This is a genomic window from Amycolatopsis thermophila (assembly GCF_030814215.1).
GTDB classification, from domain to species: domain Bacteria; phylum Actinomycetota; class Actinomycetes; order Mycobacteriales; family Pseudonocardiaceae; genus Amycolatopsis_E; species Amycolatopsis_E thermophila.
Window position 1 is genome coordinate 4,984,995 of the sequence record NZ_JAUSUT010000001.1, and the last position, 11,636, is coordinate 4,996,630.

General features: G+C 74.5%; 10 protein-coding genes. 2 read left to right on the forward strand and 8 right to left on the reverse strand.

The features are described 5' to 3' along the window. Positions 1-4: 4 nt before the first annotated feature. The 4 genes from FB470_RS24415 to FB470_RS24430 form a co-directional block, all read right to left on the reverse strand. The gene (locus FB470_RS24415) at positions 5-3,145 is read right to left on the reverse strand and encodes a carboxyl transferase domain-containing protein (protein ID WP_306995171.1); all 3,141 of its coding nucleotides are present in this window, start codon (positions 3,143-3,145) and stop codon (positions 5-7) included. Between the two features lie 4 nt (positions 3,146-3,149). Beyond that, complete coding sequence (locus tag FB470_RS24420; RefSeq protein ID WP_306995173.1) at positions 3,150-4,385, reverse strand: glycosyltransferase 87 family protein; 1,236 nt, start codon at positions 4,383-4,385, stop codon at positions 3,150-3,152. A gap of 133 nt (positions 4,386-4,518) precedes the next feature. Continuing rightward, positions 4,519-4,707 (reverse strand): hypothetical protein, encoded by a 189-nt coding sequence (locus FB470_RS24425; RefSeq protein ID WP_306995175.1) that lies wholly within the window; start codon positions 4,705-4,707, stop codon positions 4,519-4,521. 58 nt (positions 4,708-4,765) lie between these two features. After that, entirely contained in the window at positions 4,766-5,551 is a 786-nt protein-coding gene (locus tag FB470_RS24430; protein WP_306995177.1) for a thioesterase family protein, read from the reverse strand. A 107-nt stretch (positions 5,552-5,658) separates the two neighbouring features. Here FB470_RS24430 and FB470_RS24435 point away from each other — a divergent pair, with 107 nt between their 5' ends. Then, positions 5,659-6,237, forward strand: a complete 579-nt coding sequence (locus FB470_RS24435; protein WP_306995178.1) for a hypothetical protein — start codon at positions 5,659-5,661, stop codon at positions 6,235-6,237. Positions 6,238-6,330: 93 nt separating this feature from the next. Further along, positions 6,331-6,777, forward strand: a complete 447-nt coding sequence (locus tag FB470_RS24440) for a DoxX family protein (RefSeq protein WP_306995180.1) — start codon at positions 6,331-6,333, stop codon at positions 6,775-6,777. 1 nt (position 6,778) lies between these two features. Here FB470_RS24440 and FB470_RS24445 read toward each other — a convergent pair whose 3' ends face one another. From FB470_RS24445 to FB470_RS24460, 4 genes are all read right to left on the reverse strand, one after another. Next, the gene (locus tag FB470_RS24445; protein WP_306995182.1) at positions 6,779-7,651 is read right to left on the reverse strand and encodes a DMT family transporter; all 873 of its coding nucleotides are present in this window, start codon (positions 7,649-7,651) and stop codon (positions 6,779-6,781) included. Positions 7,652-8,390: 739 nt separating this feature from the next. Next, positions 8,391-9,377 carry a PHP domain-containing protein gene (locus FB470_RS24450; protein ID WP_306995184.1) on the reverse strand — a complete coding sequence of 329 codons (987 nt, stop codon included), beginning with the start codon at positions 9,375-9,377 and terminating at the stop codon, positions 8,391-8,393. 38 nt (positions 9,378-9,415) lie between these two features. After that, positions 9,416-9,919 (reverse strand): DinB family protein, encoded by a 504-nt coding sequence (locus FB470_RS24455; protein ID WP_306995186.1) that lies wholly within the window; start codon positions 9,917-9,919, stop codon positions 9,416-9,418. Positions 9,920-10,201: 282 nt separating this feature from the next. Continuing rightward, positions 10,202-11,614, reverse strand: coding sequence for an AAA-type ATPase lid domain-containing protein (locus FB470_RS24460; protein WP_306995188.1), 1,413 nt, complete (start codon positions 11,612-11,614; stop codon positions 10,202-10,204). Between the last annotated feature and the right edge of the window lie 22 nt (positions 11,615-11,636).

Here is an 11,636-nt window from a genome sequence, read left to right on the forward strand (position 1 = left end):
CCCGTCACTCGCCACCGGCGCGGTGACGGCCGAGTGGTTCACCGCCGGCACCGGCCGTCGCGGCGAGGGTGCGGATGATCGCGGCCCGGGTGCCGGCGGGGTCGATCACGTCGTCGATCTCGAAAACCGTCGCGGTGCTCAGCGCCTTGCCGCGCTCGTAGTACTCGGCCACCAGTTCGGTGTAGCGGGCGTGCCGGGCCTCGGGGTCGGCGATCGACTCCAGCTCCTTGCGGAAGCCCAGCCGCACCGCGCCCTCCAGGCCCATGCCGCCGAACTCGCCGGTCGGCCAGGCCACGGTCAGCGCCGGCGCGTGCAGCGAGCCGCCGGTCATCGCCATCGCGCCCAGACCGTAGGCCTTGCGCAGCACCACCGCGACCAGCGGCGAGGTGACCCGGGCCCCGGCGACGAACAGGTCGCCGAACCGCCGCACCGTCGCGGTCTTCTCCGCCTCCGGCCCCACCATGAACCCCGGGGTGTCCACGAAGGACACCACCGGCAGCCGGTGGGCCCGGCACAGGTTCAGGAACCGCGCGGCCTTGTCGGCGGCGTCACCGTCGATCGCGCCGCCCAGGTGGCCCGGGTTGTTCGCCAGCACACCGACCGGGATGCCGCCGATGCGCGCCAGCGCGGTGATCACGCCGGTACCGAACCCGGCCCGCAGCTCCAGCAGGCTGTCCCGGTCGGCCACTGTGGACAGCACCGGGCGCACGTCGTAGACCCGGACGCGGTTCTCCGGCACGAGGTGCCGCAGCCGCCGCTGGTCGTGCGGCTCGCCGGCCTCGCGTGGCCCGGCGAAGTACGACAGGTACCGCCGGGCCACCGCCACGGCCTCGGCCTCGTCGGCGGCCAGCACGTCCACGACCCCGTTGGCGTACTGCACGGGCATCGGCCCGACGTCGCCGGGCGCGACCACGCCCAGCCCGCCGCCCTCGATCATCGCCGGGCCGCCCATGCCCAGCGAGCTGTCCTCGGTCGCGATGACGACGTCGCACACGCCGGCCAGTGCCGCGTTGCCGGCGAAGCAGTAGCCGGACACGATCGCGATCGTCGGGACCTCGCCGGCCAGCAGCGCGGCCATGCGGAACGTCGGCACGTCCAGCTGGGCGACCGCCGAGGTGTCCGTGTCACCCGGCCGTCCGCCGCCGCCCTCGGCGAACAGCACCACCGGCAGCCGCCGGTCTCGCGCGAGCCGCAGCATGCGGTCGGTCTTGCGGTGGTTGTGCACGCCCTGCGTGCCGGCGAGCACGGTGTAGTCGTAGGCCAGCACGACCGCCGGCTGCCCGCCGATCGTCGCGGTGCCGGTGACCATTCCGTCGGCCGGGGTGCGGCGGATCAGGTCGTCGACGTCCCGGCGGCGCCGCTGCGCCGCGATCGCCAGCGCGCCGTACTCGGTGAAGCTCCCCGGGTCGCAGAGGTCCTCGACGTTCTCCCGCGCGGTCCGGTGGCCGGACTCGTGACGGCGGGCGACCGCGTCCGGCCGCGCGGAGTCGAGGCCGATTTCGTGCCGCGCGAGCGTCTCGGCCAGGTCGGGGCGGACGCGGTCGAGGTCGGCCTCGCTCACCTCGCCGGCGCCCGCGGTGTCCCCGTTCTCCCGCAGCGACACCAGCGGCGCCCCGGCCGTCACGGTGTCGCCCGCCTTGACCGCGACCCCGAGCACCACCCCGCCGCGATCGGCCGTGATCACGTGCTCCATCTTCATCGCCTCGAGCACGACCAGCTCCGCCCCGGCAGGCACCGTCTCGCCCTCGGCGACGCACACCTGCACGACCACACCGTGTTGCGGAGCGGCCACCGTCCCCGGCGTGGCGGCCGGTCCGGCGATGTCCTCGGCGAGGTCCGGCAGACGGCGGTCGACGAACGTCGTGTCCACGGTGCCGACTGGCTCGGCCAGCAGGGCCCGCAGCAGCGCGATGTTGGTCGGCGGCCCGGCGATCGCGAACTCGCCGAGCGCCCGGCGCGCGCGGGCGGCGGCTCGCCCGGGGTCGGCCCCGGTGACGATCACCTTGGCCAGCAGCGAGTCGTAGCGCGGGTTGCCGGCGTAACCGGGGTAGCCGTGGGTGTCCACCCGGATGCCGTGCCCGGTGGGCGGCTGGAACACCGTCAGCGGGCCGCTGCCGGCCAGCACCGTGCCGTCCGGGCGGACGGTCTCGGTGTTCACCCGCGCCTGGATCGCGATCCCGCGGGGTTGCGGCGTGCCGGGGTCCAGCGACTCGCCGGCGGCCAGCCGCAGACCCAGCTCGACCAGGTCGAGACCGGTCACCTCCTCGGTCACCGTGTGCTCGACCTGCAGCCGCGGGTTGACCTCCAGGAACACGAACTCCTCGCCCGTCACCAGGAACTCCGCAGTGGCCAGTCCGCGGTACACAGTGGACCCGACGAGCCGGACGGCGGCCTCGTGCAGACGCGCCCGGACGCCGGCGGGCAGAGCTGCCGGGGCGATCTCGATCAGTTTCTGGCGCCGCCGTTGCAGGCTGCAGTCCCGGTCGCCCAGCGCCACCGTGGTGCCCCCGTCGCCGGCGACCTGCACCTCGATGTGCCGGGCACGGGGGAGGAGCTGCTCGAGGTAGACCGACCCGTTGCCGAACGCGGCCAGCGCCTCCGAGGAGCACCGGCGCAGGGCCGCGGGCAGCTCGGTGGGGTCGGTCACCGGCAGCACCCCGCGCCCGCCGCCCCCGGCCACCGCCTTCACCATGACTGCGCCGTGCTCGGCGAGGAACGCCTCGGCCGTGGCCGGATCGGCCGGCCCCTCGGTGCCGGCGAGCACCGGGATGCCCAGTTCGCGGGCCCGCGCCCGGGCGCTGGTCTTGTCGCCGAACAGCGTCAGCGCTTCCGCGGAGGGCCCGGCGAACCGGATGCCGGCCGCCGCGCACAGCCGGGCCAGCAGTGGGCTCTCGGACAGGAATCCGTAGCCGGGGTGCAGGAAGTCGCATCCGGCGCGCCGGGCGGTGCCCACGATCGAGGCCGCGTCGAGATAGGCGGCCGGGCCGGTGCCGGGGATCCGCTCGGCGTGGTCGGCGCGGGTGACGTGGGCGCAGTCGGCGTCGTCCTCGGGGTACACGGCGACGGTGCGGAAGCCGAGCCCGGCGGCGGTGGCGATGATCCGGACGGCGATCTCGCCCCGGTTCGCGACGAGCAGGGACGGCACCGCCTCACCTCACCGTGTCGATCACGTCCTCCGTCTCCCCGGACGCTACCGCGCCGGCGGGGGCGGGACCAGGGCCGCCCGCCGTCCTTCCGTATAACGCCCTATACGGCGCGGCCTTGACCGCCAGGACGGCGAGCGTGGTCACCGAAACCAGCACGTAGGACGAACCGAGCAGGTGCTGCCACCACGTCCAGCGCAGCTCGAGATCGTGCGTCTGGGGCAGCCACGAGTGCGGCCCGACGGCGAAGACGGCGAGCACCGGGCTGTAACGCGGGGCGCGGACCAGCAGCGCGACGGCGGCCGGCACGACCCACACCCAGTGGTGCGACCAGCTCACCGGGGAAGCCAGCAGGCCGCCGGTGGCGATCGCGAGCAGGGCGGTGACCTCGTCGCGGGCGCGGTGCGCGGCCAGCGTCGCCAGCGCCATGACGGCCGCGACCAGGACCGCCCACAGCAGGGTGCGGCCCGTGCCCGCCGGGAGCAGGCGCACGAGGACGGCCTGGATGTTCTGGTTGAAGGCGTAGGCGAGACCGCCGATGCGTTCCGGGTCGAAGAGCGTCTTCGTCCAGTACTCCGCGGTGTCGGCCGGAGCGAGGGCCAGCCCGGCGAGCGCGCAGGCGGCGAAGGCGGCGACCGCGGTGGCGGCGGCGCGGTACTGGCGGCGCACGAGGAACAGCAGCACGAAGACGGCCGGGGTGAGCTTGATCGCCGCGGCGAGGCCGACCAGCACACCGTGCGGCCAGCGGGTGCGGGGCAGCAGGCAGTCGGCCGCGACCAGGGCCATCAGCAGGATGTTGATCTGCCCGAAGCCGATGGTCTGGCGGACCGGCTCGAAGACGAACCACAGGGCGGCGACCCCCATGCCGAGCGCGTTCGCCGCGGCGCGGCCGGGCAGGAGGCGCCGGGCGGTGATCGTCGTGGTGAGGGCCAGCGCCGCGGCGGAGGCCAGCGTGACCGCGAACTTCGCGACGTGCCACGGCAGCAGTTGCACCGGCGTGAACACGATCGCGGCGAACGGGGGATAGGTGAACGGCAGCGGCATGCCCGGCACCATCGCGGCGAACTGCGGCGAGTACAGGCCGGTGCCGGTGCGCCAGGCCAGCGCGCCGGTGCGGTAGACGTGCAGGTCCAAGAACCCCTGGAACGCCAGGACCCAGCCGGTCACGGACACCAGGAGGAGCGCCGCGGCACCCCGGGCGACCCACCGCGGACGGGTGGGCGTGCGGACAGCGCCGCTCATCGAGTCCCCCAGTCACGACGCGGCCCCCTGCCGCGCCCCCAGGATCGCCATTCTGGCAGGGGCCGGGTGTCCGGGTCGTGGCGGGACTAAGGGCGGGGGTGACCGTCAGGCGGGCGGCCTGCCCGCGGGTGGCTCAGGAACCGTCGCCAGAGGGGCTGTCCTCCTCGGTGCTCGTCGGGCGCGTGCGGGACGTGCCGCCGAAACCGGGCGCGAGGTCGGCCGGGTTCGGGGTTTCGTCGTCGGCGTTGGGCCCGCCGCGCGGGGGATCGGGCTCGGGGATGCCGGCGGCGGAGTCCGGCTGGTTGTTCTCCTTGCCGTTCATGGGTGGCTCCTTTCGCGATCCGCATCGGATTCCCGGCCGCGCGACACCCAAACGGACCTCAGCGACGCGGGTTGGCCAGCGCCGTGGTGTGGCAGAACCCGATCGGCCCGGCGGTGTCGTGCAGCGTGCAGTGCCCTACCGCGATGCCGTCCTCGCTCAGGTGCCCCGTCGACTCCACGCCGATCGCGTCGGACAGCGGGAGCCGGCTCAGCGACAGGGTGTAGTCGGCGTTGATGAAGTCCAGGCTGTGCTCGCTCGCGTGCGCCAGCGGGCTCGCGGTGTCGGCGGCCAGCGCGGCCCGCACGAACGGCGACAGCGCCTCACCGGCCACCAGTTCCCGCGACTCGCGCAGCCACGCCCGCCGCCGTCCCGCCCCACGGCTCTCGGTGAGCGGCCGGTTGCGCTCGTCGAACCGCCAGATCGCCCAGCCGTGCTCACGCGGCTCCCACAGCTCCTCCGGAGGCGGGGCGTCCCAGGCCGGGGTGGACGGCACGGCCGCGGACGGTTGCTCACCACTGCGCAACAACACCGCGGTCGCCCGCGCCACGAGACCGTTCGCGCCGTGCACCAGCGCGTCGGCGACGCGGATCCGGCGCCCGTCGCGCACCCGGACCGTCTCGACCGAGACCGGCGCGAGCGGTGCGTTGCGGAACAGGTCCACGGTCAGGCGGCTGAAGTGCAGTCCCGGTGCCGCCTGCGCGCGCTCCAGGGCCCGCGCGGCGAGCCCGCCGAGGAGGCGGCCGTGGATCATCTGGGGGTTCCACCAGCTGCGCGACACCGCGTCGGGCACCAGCTGGTCGCCGTCGGCCGTGAAGAACGCCTGCTGTTGTTCGGTCTGGGCCACCGGACGATCTTACGGGCGAACTTCAGGTCGCGGATCGGTCACTTTGCTCACGGCGAGTGGAGTTGTCTGCTTGGATCACGCCGGTTCATTGCGATCGGAAGGTTCCCATGATGTACCCGCCTCCGCCCGGCCAGTACCCGGCCGCGCCCCCGCCCCACCCGGGCCAGCAGTGTCCCGTCCAGCAGCCGCCCAGCGGCGGAACCGCCATCACCGCCGGGGTGCTCGCCGTCCTCGGCGGGCTGTGGGGCGTCGTCATCGGGGTGCTCAACTTCGGTGTCCTCGACCGCGTCACCGACGACCTGAAGTGGCTGGTGATCCTGCAGGCCACCGTCTACATCGTCGAGTTCGTCACCCTGCTGCCCGGCGCGATCCTGCTGTTCCTGCGCAAGTCGGCGGGCCGCTGGCTGGTGGCGACCGGCAGCGCGCTGCACATCCTCCAGGGCATCGTCGCGCTGGTCGTGCTGTCCTCGGACGACCGGCTCAGCCGCGACCTCGACGGCCCCGCGGCGATCGGCAGCGGCGCCGGCGGCCTGCTGGTCGTGCTGTCGCCCGCGATCGCCACCCTGGTCCTGGCGCTGGTGCCGCTCACCGGCCGCTGGTGCGAGTGGGGCAAGCGGACGCCACCCCAGCAGGGCCAGTACCAGGGCCCGCCGCCCGGGTACGGGCAGCCGCCGCAGCAGTGGTGACGGCGCCGGGAAAACAGATCCGCTCGGGTTGTCGATCCGCGCCACGCTCCCTCGACGTGTCCATGACAGCGAACTTCGAGGGAAGGAACGATCATGGCGCGCATTCCGGTTTCGCAGACGACGCTCACCCCCATCGTGCTCGGCCTGGTGCGGATCGTGGTGGGCCTGTTGTTCGCCTGCCACGGCCTGCAGGGGTTCGGGGCGTTCGGCGGCATCGACGGTCAGGGCGGCGCGGTGCCCTTCGGGTTGTGGCCCGGGTGGTGGGCCGGCGTGATCGAGACGGCCGGCGGGGCGCTGGTGCTGCTCGGGTTCGGCACGCGGGCGGCGGCTGTGGTCTGCTCCGGGACGATGGCCTACGCCTACTTCACCGTCCACGCGCCGCTGGCACTGCTGCCGCTGCAGAACATGGGTGAGCCCGCCGCGATCTACGCGTGGGTGTTCCTGCTGATCGCGGTCCTCGGCCCGGGGCGGTTCGCGGTGAGCGGCCTGCTGCGGCGGCGCCCGGTCGCGCGGGAGGAGCGCGTCCCGGCGGGGGTGTGAGTCAGGCGGGCTGCCTGGCGGGGTCCTCGTCGCGGAGGAGCGGGGACCCGGCCAGCAGCACGGTGCACCCCGCGAGCGCCGCGGCCGCGACGAGCTCGACCGCGATCCACGGTCCGCCGCGGACGTGCTCGCCGAACACGACGAGGCCCCAGCCCAGCGCGACCAGCGGGTTGGCCAGGACGAGCCCGGGCTGGGCGGCGACGAGCCGCCCGGCCCGCAGTGCCGTCTGGAGCAGGAAGAACCCGGTCGGCCCGGCGACGACCATGGCGTAGGTCTGCCAGGCCTTGAACAGGGCGGGCACGCCACCCGCGGTGAGCGCCGCGGTGACGCCGGCCATGAGGACGGCGGTGAAGCCGAACCACAGCCCCGCGGCGGTGCCGAGGAAAGCCGCGTGGTGGGCGTGGCTGTTCCGCCGTCCCGCGACGACGAGCAGCGCGACACAGGCGACGGTGACGGTGCAGCCGAGGAGCCACACGAGGGCGGGCACCCGCCGCGGATCACCCCCGCCCGGCGCGAGCGCGAAGAGCAGAACACCGACCGAGGCCGCCATCCCGACGGCCGCGACCCAGTCCCGTCCCCGCAGGCGGGTGTGGAAGACCGGCCCGGACAGCACGAGCGTGAACGCCAGCTCGGCGACCATGATGGGCTGGACGAGGACGATCGGCCCGGTCGCCAGGGCAGCGGCCTGCAAGACGAAGCCGGCCAGCATGGTCGCCACGCCCAGAACCCACACCGGGGTCGTCACGAGGGCCCTGAGGACACCGACGCTGAGCCCGTCACCGCGCGGCTGCTTCCGGGCGCCCGCCCGCTGCAACACGGACCCCGCGGCGTTCGCGAACGCGGCCAGCACCGCCAGGACCACCGTCAGCACCATGCACTCCTCGCCACGTTCCCCCTGTTCACGGTGACACGGGTGCTCGTGGTGCGCATGGTGTAGCGGTGCGGGGAGAGGGGGCAGTGCGGCGGGGGTTCGGGGTGTCCGGCTGTGCTGGCCGTGCTGGCTGTCGAACTGCCGTGCCACTTCCGGCTGTGTCCGGGTTGGCCGCGCCGGGTTGCGGTCGCCCGCCTCCCGTCGGGCTGCGCCTCCCGCGGCTCCGCCTCCGGCGGCTGCGCCGGGCCGCCCGGTCCCGCCCGGCTGCGCCGGCCTCCACCGGGCTGCGCCGGGATGCGCCCGGCTCCCGCCCGGGCTCCGCCGCCTCCGCCGCCTCCCGCGGCTCCGCCGCTCCGCCGCGTCCGCCGCCTCCCGCGGCTGCGCCGCTCCGCCGGCTGCGCCAGCCCTCCGGCCTCCGCAGGCTCTCGCCCGGCTCCACTGGCCTCCGCTGGGCTCTCCCCAGCTCCACCGGCCTCCACCGGCCTCTGGCCGGCTACGCCCGCCTCCCGCGGGTCCGCCTCCGGCGGCCGGGCCGGCCTCCACCGGCCTCCGCCCGGCTGCGCCGGCCTCCGGCCGGGCTGCGCCCGCCTCCCGCGGGTCCGCCTCCGCCGGCCTCCGCCCGGCTCCCGCCCGGCTCCCGCCGGCTCTACCGGCTCCCGCCGGCTCCGCTGGCCTCCGCCCGGCTCCGCCGGCCTCCGGCGGCTGGGCCTCCGGCGGCTCCGCCCACCCGGCGGCACCCGCCTCAACCGCCCAGCTGATCGGCCCCCAGGGTGTTCAGCACCCGTTCCGGGCCGATGCCGGCGGCTTCCGCGCGCACCGTCCCGTTGCTCAGCCAGTCCAGCTGGCCGGGGGCGTGTGCATCGGTGTCGATGGTGAACACGCAGCCGATCTCGGCGGCCATCGTGAGCAGGTCGTCGGGCGGGTCCATGCGTTCCGGGCGGCAGTTGATCTCGACCGCGGTCCCGTTCTCGCGGCAGGCGGTGAACACGGCTTCGGCGTCGAAGGCCGACTGCGGGCGCCCGCGGCCCATGACCATGCGGCCGGTGCAGTGGCCGAGGACGTCCACCAGCGGGTTCCGCACCGCCGCCACCATGCGCGCCGTCATCAGCTCGGACGGCATCCGCAGCTGCGAGTGCACGCTGGCGACCACGACGTCGAGCCGTTCCAGGAGGTCGTCGCGCTGGTCGAGGGAGCCGTCCTCGAGGATGTCGACCTCGATGCCGGTCAGGATGCGGAACGGCGCGAGTTTCTCGTTCAGCTCGGCGACGACGTCGAGTTGCCGGAGCAGCCGCTCGGCGGACAGCCCGCGCGCCACCGTCAGCCGCGGCGAGTGGTCGGTCAGCGCGATCCACTCGTGCCCCAGTGCGCGCGCCGCTTCGGCCATCTCCTCGGGCGGGCTGCCGCCGTCGGACCAGTCCGAATGGGTGTGGCAGTCGCCCTTCAGCGCGCCCCGCAGCCCGGAGCGGTCCGGCTCGGGGGCCTCGTCGAGCAGTTTCGCCAGGTAGCCGGGCTGCTCGCCGGCCGAGGCCTGCTCGATGACCTGCGCGGTCGCCTGCCCGATGCCCGGCAGCGCCCGCAGCGTGCCCTGCCGGATGCGGTCGGCGAGCTCCCCGTCGGGCAGTCCGGCCACCACCGCGGCGGCGCGCCGGAACGCCCGCACCCGGTAGGTCGGGGCGCCGGAGCGCTCCAGCTCGAACGCGATCTGCCGCAGTGCCTGTGCCGGGTCCACGACACCAGACCTACCGCGCCGCGGCGGGTTCCGCACGTTCAGACACCGGTGACCCCGTCGATGCCCTCGCGCAGGAAGTCGGCGTGCCCGTTGTGCCGGGCGTACTCGTGGATCATGTGCAGCATCACCGCGCGCAGCGAGATGTCGGTGTTCCAGCGCGGCGCGAACACGGTCACGTCGAGGGACTCGGCCGCCCGCTCGATGCGCCGCGCGTGGTCGACCTCCTCCTGCCACGCCGCGAACGCCTCGGCGCGCGTCGAGGTGCTCGCGTCGTAGGCGACCTGGAAGTCCTTGTCCGACCACACCAGCGGCACCTGTTCGCCGTTGAGGGTGCGCCGGAACCACGCGCGCTCCACCTCCGCCATGTGCCGCACGAGACCGAGCAGCGACAGGGTCGAGGGTGGCATCGACTGCCTGCGCAGGTCCTCATCGGACAGTCCGTCGCACTTCCAGGCGAGGGTGGCGCGGTGGAAGTCGAGGTAGGCGCGCAACATCTCGCGCTCGCCCGCGACGGTGGGCGGTTCGGGACGTTCGGTGACCATGCCCGGAGACTAGCTGTTGTGCCCATGCCCGGTTGACGGAGCATGGTGGGGTTGCCGGCCGAGCGTGTTGCGAGGTGGTGCGGGAGGTCCGGCGGTTGCGGCAGGACCGCCGCCGCGCACGTGCACTGCGCCGTCGACGATCACTCCCGGCCGGCCTACGCCGAGATCCACCCCGACGAAACCGCCGCCACCTGCGCCGACTGCCTCCACCACGACAACCACCACCGAGCCCCCACCGCACTCGACGCCCAACCACCCGTCAGCCGGCGACAACCGGCACCGTCAGCGTCGGGGCACCTTGATCCCGTACTGCGCGATCTTGCGGTAGACCGTCGCGCGGCTCATGCCGAGCATCGACGCCACCTGCGCGGCCGTCGTGCCCGGTCTGGTCAGGCAGCGCACGATCTCGTCGCGCTCCACGGCCTCCATGCGCGTCAGCCGCCGTCCGGGGCTGGTGAACACCTCGCCCGGCAGGTGGCGGGTGTCCACGACGTCGGCGCGCCACACCGCCTCCCGTACCACCTGGCGCAGCTGGCGGACGTTGCCGGGCCACGGGTAGGCGGTCAGCGCGCGTGACGCCGCCGGCGTGAACGTCACCGCGCGCCCACGGCTTTCGTGCGCGAAGTGCCCCGCCAGGGGGAGGACGTCGTCAGGCCGGTACCGCAGCGCCGGAACCTCGACGACGGTGTCGATCAACGTGCGCAGCGCCTCCGGGATGCCGGCGTGGTCGGCGGCCGTCAGGACGAACGAACCGCGCGCGGAGGTGAACAACTGCGCGAGCTGCTCGGCCGCGTAGGCCGGCAACGCGTCGGTACCCGACACGATCACGCAGGTGTCGTCCTTGCCGACCTCCGGGGTCCACAGGGCGAGCCACGACTCCGCGTCCGCGGGCGCGGGCGGTCGCGCGTTGAGGATGCGTTCCCGCGGCCGCAGCGCCCGCCGCGCCGTGGACGCCAGCACCGCTTTGCCCGAACCGGGTTCGCCGGTCACGCACACCACCCGCCCGCGCTCCATCGCTTCGCGGGCCTCGGCGAGCGCGTCGGCCCAGCCGCGGGAGAGGCCGGCCGAGACGTCGGGGAGCCGCTCGGCGTAGACGTGGTACACCTCGCCGCGCGGCACCGGCGTGGTGGGGTGGCCGTGGGAGCGGGCGAGCATGAGCGCCGCGGTGTTGCCCGCGGCGGACTGGGCGAGCGCGAGCAGCAGTTCCTTCGACGATTTCGACCACGTGGTCAGGTTGACGCTGCCGACGAGCCGGTTCGTGCCCGGTTCGACCACCGGCGCGGCGGCGCAGGTGTAGCCCCACAGGCCGGTGCAGTAGTGCTCCTCGGCGCTCACCAGCGACGGTGCGCGGTCGGCGAGCGCGAGACCGAGGCCGTTGGTGCCGGCGTCACGCTCGGCGTAGGAGAAGCCGGGAGCGAGGTGGACGCGGTCGAGCGACCGGGTGATGCCGGTGTCGTCGCACAGCCGGCTCAGCACGAGACCGTCACTGTCGGTCAGCATCAGGCTGATCGGCTCGTTGGCCAGGGTGGTGTGCAGGCCGCGCAGGACCTCCTGGCCGCATTCGAAGAACAGCGAGTCGTGGTCGACGGTCCCGGTGAACGCCGGCCGGACCGTCTCCGGGGACACGCCGTACTGCCGGCTGCGCTGCCAGGACGCGGCCAGCCGGGGCGGCAGGACCGCGCGCTCGTCCACCATGGCGACCTCCCGTCCGCGTCGT